Here is a 16687-nt window from a genome sequence, read left to right as displayed (position 1 = left end):
TAGTTAGCAAGTCTTGCGCCAACCGTGACATTGCCCTCGCGGGCAGGCCCGTTCCCACCTTGGGCGATTGCGGTTGTGTGGCTCAGCCTAGCAATTCACTCATGGCAATAATCTGCTCCGCCACCTGGATCAACTTCTGCTGGCGGCTCATGGCCTGGCGGCGCATCAGGGTGTAGGCCTGTTCCTCATTGCAGTCCTTCATTTTCATCAGCAAGCCCTTGGCCAGCTCGATGCGCTTGCGTTCCGCCAGTTGCTGGTCGCGGGCCAGTAGTTGCGCGCGCAAGGCCTGGTCGCTCTCGAAGCGCGCCATGGCGACATCAAGGATCGGTTGCAGGCGCTGGGCCTGGATGCCTTCGACGATGTAGGCGCTGACCCCGGACTTGATCGCCTGGCGCATTACCCCGGGATCATGTTCGTCGGTAAACATCACGATGGGCCGCGGCTGGTCGCGGCTGACCAGCACCACTTGCTCCATCACATCGCGCCCGGGTGATTCGGTATCGATCAGAATCACGTCCGGGCGCACCGTTTCGACGCGCGCCGGCAGGTCGATGGTAAGGCCGGACTCGTCGATTACCTCAAAGCCGGCCTCGGTCAGCGCGCTCTTGAGGCGCCCGACTTTGCGTGGGGTGTCATTGATCAGCAGGATTCGCAACATGGGTGGCCTCCGGTCAGCGCAAGGCGTGGCGGACGACATCGTCGGCCAGGGCATTCAGGCGGAAACTGCGGGCATAACCGGCCGGGTCCGAGCCGTCCCAGACCTTGCCGTCGATCAATTGGCTGCTGCGCATCTGCGTGTCCATGGCCGCCACGCCCACGGCGCTTGCGGCCTGGCGATAGAGATCCAGTTGTTGCACCTGGCGGGCCACGGCGAGGTAATCGGGGTCTTCCCGCAAAAGGCCCCAGCGGCGGAACTGGGTCATGAACCACATGCCATCGGACAGGTACGGCAGGTTGACCTCGCCCTCGCCATGGAAGCGCAGCGCGTGCGCGTCCTGCCAGTGGTTGCCCAGGCCGTCGGCATAGGCGCCCAGCAGCCGTGGCTCGATGCAGTCGAGCGGGGCGTCCAGGTATTCCCGGGCGCTCAGCAGTTGCGCGGTGGAACGTCGGTTTTCGATGCTGTCGTCGATAAAGCGGCTGGCTTCCAGGACCGCCATCACCAGCACCCGGGCGGTGTTGGGGTACTGCTCGACAAACGCCTGGGTGCAGCCCAGGACTTTCTCCGGGTGGTCCGGCCAGATCGCCTGGCTGGTGGCGAGGGTAAAACCCTGGTGCTGTTGCGCCGCGCTGGCGCACCAGGGTTCGCCGACACACAGGCCGTCGATCCGCCCGGCTTGCAGGTGCGCGACCATCTGCGGCGGCGGCACTACCACACTGTCCACATCCCGCAATGGATGAATGCCCTGGCTAGCCAGCCAGTAATACAACCACATGGCGTGGGTGCCGGTAGGAAACGTCTGGGCGAAGGTCAGTTTTGTCCGGCTTTGGTGCACCTTGCGCGCCAGTGCCTCAGGACTGGTCACGCCCTGTTGTTGCAGGCCCTGGGACAGGTTGATGCCCTGGCCGTTCTGGTTCAGGCCCATCAGCACCGCCATGTCGGTCGGCGCAACGCCGCCGATGCCCAGGTGCACCGCATAGATCAGGCCGTACAGGCTGTGGGCGGCGTCGAGTTCGCCGCTGACCAGCTTGTCCCGCAGGCCGGCCCAGGATGACTGGCGCTTGAGGTTTAGCGTCAGGCCGTAGGGCTGGGCAAACCCCTGGGTCGCCGCGACCACCAGCGAGGCGCAATCGCTCAAGGCCATGAAGCCCAGGTCGAGGCTGCTCTTTTCCGGGGCATCGCTGCCGTTGACCCAGGCCAGAGGGTTGTTGGCCTGGCTGTTGCCGAGCTGATCACTCATCTACACCTACCTTCTGTATGAAAAAAGGCGTCGTCATGCCAGGCGGCATGCAAGCCGCGGCAGGTAACGACGCCTTTGTCTGTGAGCCCGTTCCGGCGTTGGCGCGGGCTGCGCTGGGTAGGGCAAAGCAAGGCACATGCCACGGCGCCCGGGCGAGTGGTGGTTGATCAGGTTTTCATCAAGATTGCACCCGGGTGGGCTTTCACTATGGCGCTCTTTCACGCAACACCGTCCAGGAAACCCGGCGTGCTCCTTGATCGATCTAACGCAACGACCTGTCGTGGCTTTTTACAGCGCTGGCTGCTGGGCGGTCTGTTGATGCTCAATGCCTTACCGGCCATGGGCGAGTCCTATCTGATGTGGGACGAAAGCCTACAAGGCTTCTTCAGACGGCTTGCGGTGCCCCTGGGCCAGCCCATCGTGGTCAGCAAACTGGCGGAGGGCAAGCGCATTACCGGGCATTTTGATTTTGCCCATGCACAAGCGGTCCTGGAGAGCGTGGCGTTGCAGCACGATCTGATCTGGTACAGCGACGGCCAGGTGCTGCATCTCTACGACGCCAGCGAGGCCAAGAGTTCCGGGGTGACCCTGCGCTACATGACCGTCGACCGATTGCGCCAGGTCATGCGCCGCGCGGGGCTCGAAGAGGCGCGTTACCCCCTGCGCAAGGCCGGCGCCCGATTGTTTTATGTGTCGGGGCCCGCCAATTACGTCGACCACGTCCTGCGCCTGGCCCAGTTGATGGATCGTCCGCGCCCGGCGCGACGCGAGGCCCCGCCTGAAGTGGGCGTAGTCCAGGTGCAGAATGCCGACGTCTCGGACCGTCGGTATGACATGGGCTCGCAGACCATCACCGTGCCGGGTGTCGCCACGCTGCTCGAGAAACAGCTCGCCACGCTGGGGCGCAAGGCCGGCACCGGCGCGGTGGTAATCGCCTACCCAGAGACCAACAGCCTGCTGGTCAAAGGCAGTGAGCAGCAGTTGAGGCTGATCAAAAAACTGGTGGCTGAGCTGGACACACCCGCGCATTCCGTCACTTCAACGCCCTTGAGTGCCGAGCAATACGAGCGTGTGCGGCGTGCATTTGCGCGGATCGCCGAGCCGTAGCGGGGTTTGTACAGACTTCGAAAGTTCCTACGCAACACTCCCGGAAAACTTCGAAGCAGCGGGCTTTTTCCTAACGTGAAACTGGCCGCGGGTTTCTATAGTCGCCCTATCTCCCAGACGGTGCGCTATGGAAAATCAGGGCGCCGTGAATGTCCGCAGACAGGTACAGAGGTTTGAATGGTTGTTGCAGTTGAGGGCTTGATGGCGGCGTCCCTCGCCTTTGGTCATTGGAGGTTGCAGGCGGATGGCAGGTTGACCACTGAAGGTCGCGACATTCAGTTACCACCCAAGGAATGTCACGTGTTGCGCCTGTTGCTGGCCACGCCCGGCGTGCTGGTCAGCAAGGACCACCTGCTGGAGCAGGTCTGGCCCCATACCGATATCGCCGAAGAATCCCTGACCCGTTGCATCTACGCGCTGCGCAAGCAGTTGGAGGGCGACCGGGCGTTGATCGCGACCGTGTATGGCCGCGGTTATCGCTTCAATGGCCGGGTGCGGGTGATCGAGCCGCCTGGCCCGGCGCAGGCGGCGGGCAAAGCGCCCCGTGCGTGCCCTGCCTGTGGATGGTATGGCGAGCGGGCATGAAACGCGCCTGCCGGCTGGGACTGTTGTTGCTTTGCCTGGGCGGGGCAGGCGAAGCCCGGGCTTACTGCTGGGCCGAGGCCGCTCGTCAATACGATATCGAGCCGGAACTGTTGCAGGCGATTGCCGCTGTGGAGTCCGGCTACCGCGCCGAGGCCATGAACTACAGCAATAACAACGGCACCTATGATATTGGCCTGATGCAAATCAACAGCATTCATCTGCCTCGCCTGGTCAAGCAGGGCATTACCGAGCAGCGCCTGTTGGATGAGCCCTGTCTGTCGGTCGAGGTGGGGGCCTCGATCCTGGCCGGCTTCATCAAGCAGTTTGGCTACAACTGGACTGCCGTGGGCGCCTATAACGTCGGGCCTGGGGCGGGGGCCGAGCGTGACGCGTTGCGCCTGCGCTACGCGCAGAAGATCTGGAGCCGCTATGAAGAGTTGATGGCCCATCGCAATGGATGATCGACCGGCGGTGTGCCATGCCTCGCACGGACCCGCCACCCCGGCTATAATCGCCGCCACCTTTTGCCGCCATCCGAGTCAAGCCCGCCCATGTATACCCTGGCCCGCCAGCTGTTGTTCAAACTCTCCCCGGAAACTTCCCACGATCTGTCCCTGGACCTGATCGGCGCGGGTGGCCGCCTGGGGCTCAATGGCCTGGTGTGCAAGGCGCCGGCGAAGATGCCGGTGTCGGTGATGGGGCTCGATTTTCCCAACCCGGTGGGTCTGGCGGCTGGCCTGGACAAGAATGGCGCGGCCATCGATGGCTTCGCGCAGTTGGGGTTCGGTTTTGTCGAGATCGGCACCGTCACGCCGCGCCCGCAGCCGGGCAATCCCAAGCCGCGCATTTTCCGCCTGCCGGAAGCCGAGGCGATCATCAACCGCATGGGCTTCAACAACCTGGGGGTTGACCACCTGTTGTCCCGGGTACAGGCCGCCAAGTACAAGGGCATCCTCGGGATCAATATCGGCAAGAACTTCGATACCCCGGTGGAGCGTGCGGTGGATGACTACCTGACTTGCCTGGACAAGGTCTACGCCCACGCCAGCTATGTGACAGTCAACGTCAGTTCGCCCAACACCCCGGGCCTGCGCAGCCTGCAATTTGGCGATTCCCTCAAACAGTTGCTCGAAGCCCTGCGCCAGCGCCAGGAAGACCTGGCGGTACGCCACGGCAAGCGCGTGCCGTTGGCAATCAAGATCGCCCCGGACATGAGCGACGAAGAAACCGTGCTGGTGGCCCAGGCTCTGGTGGATTCGGGGATGGACGCGGTGATTGCGACCAACACCACCCTCAGCCGTGTCGGCGTTGAAGGCTTGGCCTACGGTGACGAAGCCGGTGGCCTTTCCGGTGCGCCAGTGCGTGACCAGAGCACCCATATCGTCAAGGTGCTGGCGGCCGAACTGGCCGGTCGTTTGCCGATCATCGCCGTGGGCGGGATCACCGAAGGCAAGCACGCTGCCGAGAAAATCGCCGCAGGGGCCAGCCTGGTGCAGTTGTATTCCGGGTTTATCTACAAGGGGCCAGCGCTGATTCGCCAATCGGTCGACGCTATCGCGGCGCTCCCCAAATCCTGAGCCCCTGTAGGAGCCGGCCCATAAAAAAGGGCTCCTCGAAGGAGCCCCTGGGCCGAAGCCCGCCGCCCGGATGGGGCGTGCGTGGTTAAGTCGTTACATTCTTCAAGGTGGTTGTCGGAATTAAGTGCCCTGATTAGCCGACGGCGTGAAGTTCGTTGAGTCTGTGGATCCCCGCAGTGCCGGTCATACCGTCCCAATTGTCGCCGCGTCCTTCGCGCCAGCCGTTAATCCAGGCTTGGCGTACCGACGGTAGAGTAAAGGGGCAAAGCTCACGGGATTTGCCATGAACGCCATACTGATATCCGCGTAAAAATGCTCTTTCCAACGGATCACGCTTAAGTCTTCTCATAGGGTGTTTCCCTCACTTGTTGACTGTCTTGATATCCTTCGACCTCATCCGAGGCCGGGCAGAGTTTTTCTGCCGTTGGTGTGGCTCGCTGCCGGCGTGGCGAGCCTCTGTGTCAGCGTCGTTGCGGCGCTAACCTGTGTTGAGTTCTAACCAATAGGTCACATGGATTCAATGATCGTTTTGTCATAAGCACGTAACGATAACGATGCTATAGCCATAAGCTGGGATGGCTTTTCGCCCCATTTACAGGGCAAAGCCAGCTATGATGTGCCCTGTATAGAGGATGGGTTTAATCCTTTAGTGAGAATACCCGCCGCTTGCAGTCGGTTATTATTCGACGAAGGGTCAGAATATTTCCTTTTGTTGCACAAAATATCTCTCTGCCCCGGCAATCAAGGCCAATAGGCCAGGAGACCGGGGTGGAACGGCACACATTCGTGCCACGCGAGCGCTCTTCAAGAAAAGCGCTTGATTGAAAACCGAACGCGCGATGCGTCGCCCGTTCACTTATTGCTGAAAAGCCTGGAATGCCCATGTCGGACCGTTACGAACTCTTCCTCACTTGCCCCAAGGGCCTCGAAGGCCTGCTGATCGAGGAAGCCGTCGGGCTTGGCCTTGAAGAAGCACGCGAGCACACCTCGGCCGTGCGCGGCATGGCCGACATGGAAACCGCCTACCGCCTGTGCCTCTGGTCGCGCCTGGCCAACCGTGTGTTGCTGGTGCTCAAGCGCTTCCCGATGAAGGATGCCGAAGACCTGTACCACGGCGTGCTGGATATCGAATGGCAAGACCATATGGTCCCTGATGGCACCCTCGCGGTGGAATTCAGCGGCCATGGCTCGGGTATCGACAACACTCACTTCGGCGCGCTGAAGGTCAAGGATGCGATTGTCGACAAGCTGCGTACCCCGACCGGCGAACGTCCGTCCATCGACAAGATCAACCCCGATCTGCGCATTCACCTGCGCCTGGACCGTGGCGAAGCGATCCTCTCCCTTGACCTGTCCGGCCATAGCCTGCACCAGCGCGGTTACCGCTTGCAGCAGGGTGCGGCACCGTTGAAGGAAAACCTCGCGGCGGCAATTCTGATTCGTGCGGGCTGGCCGCGCATTGCCGCTGAAAACGGCGCGTTGACTGACCCGATGTGCGGCGTCGGCACTTTCCTGGTCGAAGGCGCGATGATCGCCGCCGACATGGCCCCCAACCTCAATCGCGAACAGTGGGGCTTCACCGCCTGGCTCGGCCACGTGCCGGCCTTGTGGAAAAAACTGCACACCGAGGCCAGCGAGCGTGCGGCTATCGGCATGAACAAGCCACCACTGTGGATCCGTGGCTACGAAGCCGATCCGCGTCTGATCCAGCCCGCGCGCAACAACATCGAGCGCGCCGGCCTGAGCCACTGGATCAAGATCTACCAGGGTGAAGTCGGCACCTTCGAACCGCGCCCGGACCAGAACCAGAAAGGCCTGGTCATCTGCAACCCGCCGTACGGCGAGCGCCTGGGTGATGAAGCCAGCCTGTTGTACCTCTACCAGAACCTTGGCGAGCGTCTGCGCCAGGCGTGCATGGGCTGGGAAGCGGCGGTGTTCACCGGCGCGCCAGACCTGGGCAAGCGCATGGGTATCCGCAGCCACAAGCAGTACTCGTTCTGGAACGGCGCCTTGCCGTGCAAGCTGCTGCTGATCAAGGTCAACCCGGACCAGTTCGTCACCGGCGAGCGCCGCACCCCGGAACAGCGCCAGGCCGAACGTGAGCAAGCCGCTTACGACCAGGCCCCGACCGAGCCGCAAGAGCGCCAGTACAATAAGAACGGTAACCCGATCAAACCCGCGCCGGCACCGGCTCCGGTGGTCGAGCAGGCGCGCTTGAGCGAAGGCGGGCAGATGTTTGCCAACCGCCTGCAAAAGAACCTCAAGTTGCTAGGCAAGTGGGCCAAGCGCGAGGGTGTGGATTGCTACCGTGTGTACGACGCCGATATGCCGGAATACTCCATGGCTATCGATCTGTACCACGATTGGGTGCACGTCCAGGAATACGTGGCACCCAAATCCATTGACCCGGAAAAAGCCTCGGCGCGCATGTTCGATGCCCTGGCCGCAATTCCCCAGGCGCTGAACATCGACAAGAACCGTGTGGTGGTCAAGCGCCGCGAGCGCCAGAGCGGCACCAAGCAGTACGAGCGCCAGAGTGCCCAGGGCAAGTTCACGGAAGTCAGCGAAGGCGGGGTGAAGTTGCTGGTCAACCTGACCGATTACCTGGACACCGGTCTGTTCCTCGACCACCGCCCGATGCGCATGCGCATCCAGAAAGAAGCCGCCGGCAAGCGCTTCCTCAACCTGTATTGCTACACCGCCACTGCCAGTGTGCACGCGGCCAAAGGCGGTGCGCGCAGCACCACCAGCGTCGATTTGTCGAAAACCTACCTGGACTGGGCACGTCGCAACCTGTCCCTCAATGGCTTCTCCGACAAGAACCGCCTGGAGCAGGGTGATGTGATGGCGTGGCTGGAAGCCAGTCGTGATGAGTTCGACCTGATCTTCATCGATCCGCCAACCTTCTCCAACTCCAAGCGCATGGAGGGCGTGTTTGACGTCCAGCGTGACCATTTGCAGTTGCTGGACCTGGCCATGGCCCGCCTAGCTCCGGGCGGGGTGCTGTATTTCTCCAACAACTTCCGCAAGTTCCAGTTGGAAGACAACCTGGGCGAGCGCTATGCCGTCGAGGAAATCAGCGACAAAACCATCGATCCGGATTTCGCCCGTAACCCGAAAATCCACCGCGCCTGGAAAATCACCGCACGCTGATCGACCTTGAAGCCGCGAGCCTGGATTTTTCCGGGCTCGCGGCTTTTTTGCGCTGGTCAAAAGTGGGCTCGATGGCTATAACTATTCTCTTAGCCAAAGTGGCGCCCCTGCACGCTGGTGTTGCGAGTTTTGCCTATGCCGTTGCAAGCCGTCCGCCCGAAAATACTGGGATTTATCAGCGAACAGGCGTCGGCTTGGCTGGTGGCTTTGGTGGTCTTGCTGGTGGGTGTGGCGCTTACCGGCGTACTGGCGCTGGCCACGGCCGACCTGCATCACCAGGAGGTCCGCCAGCGTTTTCAGTTGTTGGTCAACGAACGCTATAGCCGCCTGGAAGAGCGTTTTGAAGACCAGGAACAGCGCCTGGGCAGCCTGCGGCGTTTTTTCGTCAACTCCCATGATGTTTCCCGCGAAGAGTTCGATGGGTTCGCCCAGCCGCTACTGTTGCGCGCGCGTGCCTACGCCTGGGCGCCACGGATATTTCGCGATCAGCGCCAGGCTTTTGAACAGCAAGTGTCACTCCAGCGTGGCATGTCGTTCTCCATTCGCGAGCTGAACGAAGCCGGGACTTTGGTGACGGCGGGCGAGCGCGACGAATATGTGCCGGTGTTGTACAGCCAGACCCAAAGCCTGCTCGGCTCACCCTTGGGGTTTGACTTACTGGCGCAGCCACTGCGCCGATCGACGGTCGAGCGGGCGTACCGTTCCGGCACCATCGCCGTGTCCCAACCGATGTCGCTGGTGGGCGTCGAGCCGGCGTATGCCATGGGGGTGTTGCTGGTGGCGCCCGTCACTCGAGCGCCCACCGCGCAAATGCCCTACAACGAACCCTACGGTTTCGTCATGGCGGTGATCAGCATGCGCCAATTGGTCGCCGACGGTCTGCCCAAACCTGCGCGGGACAACCTGGTGATGCAGATTGTGGATACTTCCGATACCCAGCAGCGGGTGTTGTATGCGTCGGACAATGCCCTGGGCGATAGTGGCCTGGAAGCGATCCGCCGGCTGACCCTTGGGGATCATGTCTACGCCCTGAGCCTGCGCCCCAGCCAGGTATTCGCCCAGGCCAATCATTCCTCCGTCGCCAGTATCCTGACCATGGGCTGTTTGCTCAGCCTGTTACTCAGTGCCTTGCTCTATGTGCTGGTCAGCCAGCGTCAACGGGCGGTGCGGCTGGTGCAGCAACGCACCGGGCAATTGCACCAGCGCGAGTACGAGTTGCGCGGTGCCCACGGCCAGTTGCGCAGTGTGCTCAACGCCGCGACCCAGGTGGCGATCATTGCCACCGATTTGCGGGGCGTGATCAGCACCTTCAATGCCGGCGCCGAGCAAATGCTGGGTTATCCGGCTGACCAGGTGCTGGGCCACATGACCCTCGAAAGCCTGCACCTGGCGGTGGAGCTGGAAACCCGTGCCATGCAACTGAGCCATGCTCTCGGCAAGCGGATCATGCCCGGCCAGGCGATGCTGGTGGAGGGCGCCGACAGCCTGCATGAGGCCCGGGAGTGGACGCTGGTGCGCCAGGACGGCAGCCAGTTGACCGTGAATATGCTGGCCACAGCCTTGCTTGATGAACATGGTTTGTGGGTCGGGCACCTGGCGATCTGCCTGGATGTCACCGAACAGAAACGCGCCTATGAGGCCCTGGCGGCGAGGGATCGGTTGCTGAAAAAACTCAGCGCCCATGTGCCGGGCGGGATCTTCCAGTTCACCCTGGAGCCTAACGACAATTGGCGGTTTATCTACGCCAGCGACGGTATTCGCGATATCTACGAAATCGATCCGGGGTTGCTGCAACAGGATGCCAAGCAAGTCTTCGAGCGAATTCATCCTCAGGACGCCGAGCGCATCCGCGCCTCCATCCGCCTGTCAGCGCTGCAATTGAGCCACTGGCGTGAAGAGTACCGGGTGCAACTGCCAGGTCGGGGCCTGCGTTGGATTCGCGGCGAGGCGACGCCGGAAGAGTTACCTGGCGGCGGTACGCTATGGCATGGCTATGTGTCGGATATCTCCGATCTCAAGCGGGTAGAGGAAGAGTTGCGGGCGTTGTCCATCACCGACTCGTTGACGGGTATCCATAATCGTCGCTATTTCCAGGACCGGCTGAAGGCCGAGATGAGCCGGGTGCGGCGCACGTCGGGAGCACTGGCAGTGATCATGCTGGATATCGATCACTTCAAACGTATCAATGACCAGCATGGGCACGCGGCGGGGGATGGCGTGCTGCAGGAGCTGTGCCGGCGTATCCGCCTGCGTGTGCGCCGCAGCGATGTGTTCTGTCGCCTGGGCGGTGAGGAGTTCATGGTGTTGTGTCCGAACACCGATGGCGTTCAGGCCTACAGCCTGGCCGTTGAGTTGTGGGAAGTGCTGCGCAGTACACCAATGGACGGCGTCGGCACGGTAACGGCCAGTTTCGGCGTGGCCAGTTGGCGGGTCGATGAGGGCGTGGATAGCTTGTTGCTGCGTGCGGATTCGGCGGTGTATGCGGCCAAGCAGGCGGGCCGGGATCGGGTCGAGGCGCAGCGCTTGCCTGCCTGAGTACCGTATACCGAATGTGGGAGCAGGGTTGTGTGGGAGCGGGCTTGCCCGCGATGGCGGTGTATCAGGTGCCAAATGTGCTGACTGACCCACAGCTATCGCGGGCAAGCCCGCTCCCACATTGAGTCCCCATCTATAGACCTGGTGCCGCTGCTGCCAGCTTCGGCTGGCGATACAGGTCCAGCAGCACCTGGTCGAGCACCGATGAAGCACCCCAAGGCTTCGGATCGTTGAGAATCGCCACCACCGCCCAAGTATTGCCATTGTTATCACGGCTGAAGCCGGCAATGGCGCGCACGGTGTTCAGGGTGCCGGTCTTGACGTGGGCTTCGCCACGCAGGGCCGTGGTCTTCAGGCGCTTGCGCATGGTGCCGTCACTGCCGGCAATCGGCATCGAGCTGATGAACTCTGCCGCGTACGGGCTTCTCCAGGCAGCCTGCAACATGGTCGCCATTTCCCGGGCACTGACCCGTTCGGCACGGGACAGGCCGGAGCCGTTTTCCATCACCAGGTGCGGCGCGGTGATGCCTTTTTTCGCCAGCCACTGGCGCACCACACGCTGCGCAGCCTTGGCATCGTCGCCATCGGCATCGGTGCGGTATTGCGCGCCGAGGCTGAGGAACAGTTGCTGGGCCATGGTGTTGTTACTGTATTTATTGATGTCGCGAATGATCTCGGCCAGGTCCGGGGAGAACGCCCGGGCCAGGACCTTGGCGGTTTTCGGCACTGGGGCCAGCACGTCGCGGCCCTGGATCGTGCCGCCGAGTTCTTTCCAGATCGCGCGCACGGCACCAGCGGTGTAGGTGGCATGGTCGAGCAGCGACAGATATGTCTGCGAGCTGCAGCCATCGCCCAACTGGCCGCTGACGGTCACGGTGACACTGCCATCGGCGGCGGTGACCGGGTTGTAGCGCACGTCACCGGTGCACTGCTTGGCGTTGGTGGCCTTGACCTGATTGTCGATCTGGATGCTGGCAATCGGCGGTTCCACCGACACCAACACCCGTCCTGAATCGTTGCGGGTCACGAAACGCAGGGCCTTGAGGTTGACCAGCAGGGCGTCCGGCTTGACCAGGAAAGGTTTGTTGGCATCGTTGCCGTCGTCGTTGAATTCCGGCAATTGCGGCTGGATAAAGAAGCCACGGTCCAGCACCAGGTCACCGGTGACTTGCTGGACGCCATTGGCACGCAGGTCGCGCATCAGCAGCCAGAGTTTTTCCATGTTCAGCTTGGGGTCGCCGCCGCCCTTGAGGTACAGGTTGCCCCGCAGGACGCCGCCGCTGAGGGTGCCGTCGGTGTAGAACTCGGTTTTCCATTGATGATTGGGGCCGAGCATTTCCAGGGCAGCGTAGGTGGTGACCAGCTTCATGGTCGACGCCGGGTTGACCGAGACGTCAGCGTTGAACACCGTGGCAGTGCCGGGGCCATTGAGCGGAATCATCACCAGGGACAGTGCATTGTTCTGCAGCTTGGCTTTCTGCAGGGCTTCCTGGACTTTAGGTGGCAAGGTGGTATTGATCGGGGCGGCGGTGACAGAGAGGGCCAGGGGCAAAAGGAAACTGGCGAGTAACAATGGACGCAAGGATTTGATCATAAGAAGTAAGACCCTACTGCATAGGAGGGTGAATATAGCGGGGGCTATGTAAGAAAATCCCCCAGTGGTCATGAAAGTGTCGGCATTATGCCCCAAGGTGGAGCTACTTGTGCCTCAACGATAGCTGCAAATCACGGTTTTTTTTCGCGCTATCGTGCCACCCGTCTTGGATTGCCGGGCAATCAGCGCCTTAAACTGGTAGAGTGCCGGCCGTTAATACTTAAGAGGATTGTTCCAATGGCGACTAACCGTTCCCGGCGTCTGCGCAAAAAACTGTGCGTTGATGAATTTCAAGAGCTGGGTTTCGAACTGAACCTGGATTTCAAAGAAGGTTTGGACGACGAAGCGGTTGACGCTTTCCTCGACGCCTTCCTGACCGAAGCGATGGATGGCAATGGCCTGGACTACGTGGGCGGCGACGACTTCGGTCTGGTCTGCAAAGCCACCCGTGGTTCGGTTACCCCTGAGCAGCGTGCAGCTGTCGAAGCGTGGCTCAAGGCTCGTCCAGAGCTGACCCGCGTTGAAGTCAGCGAACTGCTGGACGCCTGGCACCCAGAAAAGCCGATCAACCCGGCTGTCTGATGTCATGAAAAAGCGACCCTCCCGGGTCGCTTTTTCGTTTCAGGGTATTAAAGTCAGGCTTTGCGCCAGTTCAGAATCACCAGCGTCAACACCCCCGCCACAATCCCCCAGAATGCCGAACCGATGGAAAACAGCGTCAGCCCCGACGCCGTGACCATAAAGGTAATCAGCGCGGCTTCCCGCTCCTTGGGCTCATTCATGGCGATGCTCAGGCCATTGATGATCGAGCCAAACAACGCCAATGCCGCGATCGACAGCACCAGCTCCTTGGGCAATGCGGCGAACAATGCCGCCAAGGTTGCGCCAAATACCCCGGCGATACCGTAGAAAATCCCGCACCACACCGCGGCGGTGTAGCGCTTGTTGCGATCCTCATGGGCGTGAGGCCCGGTGCAGATGGCCGCACTGATGGCTGCCAGGTTGATGCCGTGGGAGCCGAACGGTGCCAGCACCAGCGAGGCCAGGCCGGTGGCGGTGATCAGTGGCGAGGCCGGTACATCGTAGCCATCGGCGCGCAACACCGCGACCCCCGGCATGTTCTGCGAAGTCATCGCCACCACGAACAGCGGAATACCGATGCTGATGGTCGCCGCCAGGGAGAAGTGCGGCGTGGTCCACACCGGCGTCGCCACTTCCAGGCTGAACCCGCTGAAATCCAGGAGCCCCATCAGCCCGGACAAGGCGGTGCCGATCAGCAGCGCCGCCAGCACCGCATACCGGGGCGACAGGCGCTTGATGATCAGGTAGGTAAAGAACATGCCCAGTACCAGGGCGGTGCGGTGCTGCGCGGCGACGAAAATCTCGCTGCCGATCTTGAACAGAATCCCGGCCAGCAGCGCGGCGGCCAGCGAGGCGGGGATCTTCCTCACCAGTTTCTCAAAGCTGCCGGTGAGGCCGCAGATCGTCACCAGCACCGCGCAGGTGATGTAGGCGCCAATGGCCTCGCCATAGCTGACCCCGCCCAGGCTGGTAATCAGCAGCGCCGCACCGGGGGTCGACCAGGCAATGGTGATGGGCGTGCGGTAGCGCAGGGACAGGCCGATGCTGCACACCGCCATGCCGATGGAAATCGCCCAGATCCACGAGGAGATTTGCCCGGTGGTCAGGCCGGCAGCCTGGCCGGCCTGGAACATCAGCACCAGCGAACTGGTGTAGCCGGTCATCATGGCGATGAAGCCGGCGACAATGGCCGAGGGTGAAGTGTCGGCCAGTGGGCGCAGGGGCGCCTGGGTCGCGTCGGTCATGGGGCGGTGTTCCTTGTACCTGGGAAATCGTGGAATCAAGCCTAAACTCAAACGTAACTGACTGTTGCAATACAGCCGGCCGCGCAAACAGCCGTACAGTGTGTTGGCGCAACGGGTTGTGTACAATGTGCGCTGTTTTTACGCGATACTTGCCAGCGACCCGCTATACCCTTATTACAGTCAACGTCAATTCGCCGCCGTTCTCCCGACCCGAGTGCCCATGAACGAACAGTTGCAGCCCCTCAAGAAACAGCCGCGAGCCGGTAAGGCCGGTCGCAGTGGAACCCAGGACGATATCGTCTACGCGCATATCTTCGAGGCCATCCTCGAACAACGCCTGGCGCCCGGTACCAAATTGAGTGAAGAAGCACTGGGCGAGATCTTTGGCGTCAGCCGCACCATCATCCGCCGCGCCTTGTCGCGCCTGGCCCATGAAGGCGTGGTGTTGTTGCGCCCCAATCGGGGTGCGGTCGTGGCCAGCCCAAGTGTCGAGGAAGCCCGCCAGGTATTCCTCGCCCGGCGCCTGGTCGAGCGGGCTATCACCGAATTGGCGGTGCAGCATGCCTCCACCGAAGAGTTGGCCGAGTTGCGGCAGATGGTCAACGATGAGCGCGACAGCTTCTCCCGTGGCGATCGTGGCGCGGGTATCCGGCTCTCTGGCGAGTTCCACCTCAAACTGGCCGAGGCGGCGAAGAATGCCCCGCTGATCAGCTTCCAACGCAGCCTGGTGTCCCAGACTTCGCTGATCATCGCCCAGTATGAAAGCGGCAACCGCTCGCACTGTTCCTACGACGAGCACACCCAGTTGATCGATGCTATCGAAGCTAGGGATGTGGGGTTGGCGGTGAACCTGATGATGCACCACATGGATCATATCGACAGCAAGCTCAACCTCGATGAGGAAAGCGCGTCGGATGATTTGCATGCGGTGTTCTCGCATTTGCTGCAGACCAAGAAGCCGGGCCGCTCCTCGATCAAGCTGTAAACCCGATCAAACTGTGTAGGCGCTGGCTTGCCAGCGATGCAGGCACCGCGGTGTATCTGTTCACCGCGGTGATGCTATCGCTGGCAAGCCAGCTCCTACAGGGTTTTGTGGTGTTCTTTGGGTCAGCGTTGGTGTACCAGATTGCCCGCCGCATACGTCTGCATCACCGCCCGATCATCCCCCAGTGTCATCAATACAAACAACGTCTCGGCAATGTTCTTGGCCTGCTTCAGGCGATAGCTGAGCAGTGGCGTGGCGTTGTAGTCCAGGACCAGGAAATCGGCATCGGTGCCCGGCTGCAAGGTGCCGATCTTGTCTTCCAGGCGCAGCGCTTTGGCACCGCCCAGGGTCGCCAGGTACAACGATTTGAACGGGCTCAACCGCGCGCCCTGCAATTGCATGACCTTGTAGGCCTCGTTCAGGGTCTGCAGCAGCGAGAAACTGGTGCCACCCCCCACGTCCGTGCCCAGGCCCACATTGAGCTGATGCTTCTCGGCCATCGGCAGGTTGAACAGGCCGCTGCCGAGGAAGAAGTTCGACGTCGGGCAGAACGCCACTGCTGAACCCGCTTGCGCCAGTCGCGCGCATTCGTCGTCGCACAGGTGCACGCCATGGGCGAATACCGAACGTTCCCCCAGCAGCTTGTAGTGGTCGTACACGTCCAGGTAGCCGCTGCGCTCCGGGAACAACTCCTTGACCCATTGCACTTCCTGCAGGTTTTCACTGATGTGCGTCTGCATGTACAGGTCCGGGTATTCCCCCAGCAATTGCCCGGCGAGGGTCAACTGTTCCGGTGTGCTGGTAGGCGCGAAGCGCGGGGTCACGGCGTAGTGCAAACGGCCCTTGCCGTGCCAGCGCTCGATCAGCGCCTTGCTCTCCTGGTAGCCGGACTCGGCGGTGTCGGTCAGGTAGTCCGGCGCATTGCGGTCCATCATCACCTTGCCGGCGATCATGCGCAGGTCGAGTTTCTCGGCGGCTTCAAAGAATGAGTTGACCGATTGCGGGTGCACGCTGCCGAACACCAGGGCGGTGGTGGTGCCGTTGCGCAGCAGTTCCTTGATAAAGATATCCGCCACTTCTTCGGCGTGGGCCTTGTCGGCGAACTGGCTTTCGCAAGGGAAGGTATAGGTGTTGAGCCAATCCAGCAGTTGTTCGCCGTAGGCCCCGACCATGCCGGTTTGCGGCAGGTGGATATGGGTGTCGATCAGGCCGGGGGTGATCAGCGCGTCCTGGTAATGGGTGATTTCGATATCGGCCGCCAGCGTCGGCAGCAAGTCGCTGGCATGCCCCAGGGCGCTGATCTGGCCGTTGTCGATCACCAGCAGGCCGTCTTCGAAATACTCGTAGGAGGCGTCGATCCCAACCACGGCAGGGTCGGCGAGGCTGTGCAGGATGGCGGCGCGGTAGGCTTTGCGAGTCAAAGGCAT

The 16687-nt window shown here is 61.6% G+C and carries 14 protein-coding genes; 8 read left to right on the top strand and 6 right to left on the bottom strand.

Annotation, left to right across the window (positions count from 1 at the left end; genetic code table 11):
- Positions 1 to 82: 82 nt before the first annotated feature.
- Both HBO05_RS15575 and HBO05_RS15570 read right to left on the bottom strand, forming a co-directional pair.
- Positions 83 to 658, bottom strand: a complete 576-nt coding sequence (locus tag HBO05_RS15575; RefSeq protein ID WP_038442299.1) for an ANTAR domain-containing protein — start codon at positions 656 to 658, stop codon at positions 83 to 85.
- A 13-nt stretch (positions 659 to 671) separates the two neighbouring features.
- The gene (locus HBO05_RS15570; protein WP_170043312.1) at positions 672 to 1898 is read right to left on the bottom strand and encodes a CmpA/NrtA family ABC transporter substrate-binding protein; all 1227 of its coding nucleotides are present in this window, start codon (positions 1896 to 1898) and stop codon (positions 672 to 674) included.
- 246 nt (positions 1899 to 2144) lie between these two features.
- Here HBO05_RS15570 and HBO05_RS29475 point away from each other — a divergent pair, with 246 nt between their 5' ends.
- From HBO05_RS29475 to HBO05_RS15550, 4 genes are all read left to right on the top strand, one after another.
- Positions 2145 to 3005, top strand: a complete 861-nt coding sequence (locus HBO05_RS29475; RefSeq protein ID WP_346343159.1) for a secretin N-terminal domain-containing protein — start codon at positions 2145 to 2147, stop codon at positions 3003 to 3005.
- A 177-nt stretch (positions 3006 to 3182) separates the two neighbouring features.
- Positions 3183 to 3590 (top strand): winged helix-turn-helix domain-containing protein, encoded by a 408-nt coding sequence (locus tag HBO05_RS15560; RefSeq protein WP_169954233.1) that lies wholly within the window; start codon positions 3183 to 3185, stop codon positions 3588 to 3590.
- Positions 3587 to 4051: a lytic transglycosylase domain-containing protein gene (locus HBO05_RS15555; protein WP_172313204.1), complete on the top strand. Its 465-nt coding sequence runs from the start codon at positions 3587 to 3589 to the stop codon at positions 4049 to 4051. The genes HBO05_RS15560 and HBO05_RS15555 overlap by 4 nt, the downstream gene beginning before the upstream one ends.
- A 90-nt stretch (positions 4052 to 4141) precedes the next feature.
- On the top strand, positions 4142 to 5167 hold the full coding sequence (locus HBO05_RS15550; RefSeq protein WP_169954231.1) for a quinone-dependent dihydroorotate dehydrogenase: 1026 nt from the start codon (positions 4142 to 4144) through the stop codon (positions 5165 to 5167).
- Positions 5168 to 5300: 133 nt separating this feature from the next.
- On the opposite strand, the gene HBO05_RS15545 is transcribed toward HBO05_RS15550, so the two are convergent.
- Positions 5301 to 5516 carry a ribosome modulation factor gene (locus tag HBO05_RS15545; RefSeq protein WP_002553055.1) on the bottom strand — a complete coding sequence of 72 codons (216 nt, stop codon included), beginning with the start codon at positions 5514 to 5516 and terminating at the stop codon, positions 5301 to 5303.
- A gap of 533 nt (positions 5517 to 6049) precedes the next feature.
- Between HBO05_RS15545 and rlmKL the strand changes: the two genes are divergently transcribed.
- Together rlmKL and HBO05_RS15535 are read left to right on the top strand one after the other, a co-directional pair.
- On the top strand, positions 6050 to 8320 hold the full coding sequence (gene rlmKL, locus HBO05_RS15540) for a bifunctional 23S rRNA (guanine(2069)-N(7))-methyltransferase RlmK/23S rRNA (guanine(2445)-N(2))-methyltransferase RlmL (RefSeq protein WP_172313201.1): 2271 nt from the start codon (positions 6050 to 6052) through the stop codon (positions 8318 to 8320).
- Between the two features lie 135 nt (positions 8321 to 8455).
- Positions 8456 to 10855, top strand: coding sequence for a GGDEF domain-containing protein (locus HBO05_RS15535; protein ID WP_169954230.1), 2400 nt, complete (start codon positions 8456 to 8458; stop codon positions 10853 to 10855).
- Positions 10856 to 10988: 133 nt separating this feature from the next.
- Here HBO05_RS15535 and dacB read toward each other — a convergent pair whose 3' ends face one another.
- The gene (gene dacB / locus HBO05_RS15530; RefSeq protein WP_170043315.1) at positions 10989 to 12449 is read right to left on the bottom strand and encodes a D-alanyl-D-alanine carboxypeptidase/D-alanyl-D-alanine-endopeptidase; all 1461 of its coding nucleotides are present in this window, start codon (positions 12447 to 12449) and stop codon (positions 10989 to 10991) included.
- 237 nt (positions 12450 to 12686) lie between these two features.
- Between dacB and HBO05_RS15525 the strand changes: the two genes are divergently transcribed.
- On the top strand, positions 12687 to 13031 hold the full coding sequence (locus HBO05_RS15525; RefSeq protein WP_170043316.1) for a YggL family protein: 345 nt from the start codon (positions 12687 to 12689) through the stop codon (positions 13029 to 13031).
- Between the two features lie 53 nt (positions 13032 to 13084).
- Here HBO05_RS15525 and HBO05_RS15520 read toward each other — a convergent pair whose 3' ends face one another.
- Complete coding sequence (locus tag HBO05_RS15520) at positions 13085 to 14275, bottom strand: benzoate/H(+) symporter BenE family transporter (RefSeq protein ID WP_169954228.1); 1191 nt, start codon at positions 14273 to 14275, stop codon at positions 13085 to 13087.
- A gap of 220 nt (positions 14276 to 14495) precedes the next feature.
- On the opposite strand from HBO05_RS15520, the gene HBO05_RS15515 reads away from it, so the two are divergent.
- Complete coding sequence (locus HBO05_RS15515; RefSeq protein ID WP_057439513.1) at positions 14496 to 15260, top strand: GntR family transcriptional regulator; 765 nt, start codon at positions 14496 to 14498, stop codon at positions 15258 to 15260.
- A gap of 122 nt (positions 15261 to 15382) precedes the next feature.
- On the opposite strand, the gene guaD is transcribed toward HBO05_RS15515, so the two are convergent.
- Positions 15383 to 16687 carry a guanine deaminase gene (guaD, locus tag HBO05_RS15510; protein WP_169954227.1) on the bottom strand — a complete coding sequence of 435 codons (1305 nt, stop codon included), beginning with the start codon at positions 16685 to 16687 and terminating at the stop codon, positions 15383 to 15385.

It is taken from the genome of Pseudomonas sp. WS 5079, from assembly GCF_012985465.1.
GTDB lineage: Bacteria > Pseudomonadota > Gammaproteobacteria > Pseudomonadales > Pseudomonadaceae > Aquipseudomonas.
The sequence above is the reverse complement of the archived record's forward strand: the minus strand, read 5'-3'. Positions and strand labels throughout refer to the sequence as shown.

What these genes read in the sequence shown, in the direction of transcription:
- HBO05_RS15570 (WP_170043312.1), bottom strand. Translation starts at nt 1,898, where the DNA reads ATGAGTGATCAGCTCGGCAACAGCCAGGCCAACAACCCTCTGGCCTGG.
- HBO05_RS15545 (WP_002553055.1), bottom strand. Translation starts at nt 5,516, where the DNA reads ATGAGAAGACTTAAGCGTGATCCGTTGGAAAGAGCATTTTTACGCGGA.
- HBO05_RS15515 (WP_057439513.1), top strand. Translation starts at nt 14,496, where the DNA reads ATGAACGAACAGTTGCAGCCCCTCAAGAAACAGCCGCGAGCCGGTAAG.
- HBO05_RS15525 (WP_170043316.1), top strand. Translation starts at nt 12,687, where the DNA reads ATGGCGACTAACCGTTCCCGGCGTCTGCGCAAAAAACTGTGCGTTGAT.
- HBO05_RS15575 (WP_038442299.1), bottom strand. Translation starts at nt 658, where the DNA reads ATGTTGCGAATCCTGCTGATCAATGACACCCCACGCAAAGTCGGGCGC.
- HBO05_RS15550 (WP_169954231.1), top strand. Translation starts at nt 4,142, where the DNA reads ATGTATACCCTGGCCCGCCAGCTGTTGTTCAAACTCTCCCCGGAAACT.
- dacB (WP_170043315.1), bottom strand. Translation starts at nt 12,449, where the DNA reads ATGATCAAATCCTTGCGTCCATTGTTACTCGCCAGTTTCCTTTTGCCC.
- HBO05_RS15555 (WP_172313204.1), top strand. Translation starts at nt 3,587, where the DNA reads ATGAAACGCGCCTGCCGGCTGGGACTGTTGTTGCTTTGCCTGGGCGGG.
- HBO05_RS15520 (WP_169954228.1), bottom strand. Translation starts at nt 14,275, where the DNA reads ATGACCGACGCGACCCAGGCGCCCCTGCGCCCACTGGCCGACACTTCA.
- HBO05_RS15535 (WP_169954230.1), top strand. Translation starts at nt 8,456, where the DNA reads ATGCCGTTGCAAGCCGTCCGCCCGAAAATACTGGGATTTATCAGCGAA.
- guaD (WP_169954227.1), bottom strand. Translation starts at nt 16,687, where the DNA reads ATGCCTTTGACTCGCAAAGCCTACCGCGCCGCCATCCTGCACAGCCTC.
- HBO05_RS15560 (WP_169954233.1), top strand. Translation starts at nt 3,183, where the DNA reads ATGGTTGTTGCAGTTGAGGGCTTGATGGCGGCGTCCCTCGCCTTTGGT.
- rlmKL (WP_172313201.1), top strand. Translation starts at nt 6,050, where the DNA reads ATGTCGGACCGTTACGAACTCTTCCTCACTTGCCCCAAGGGCCTCGAA.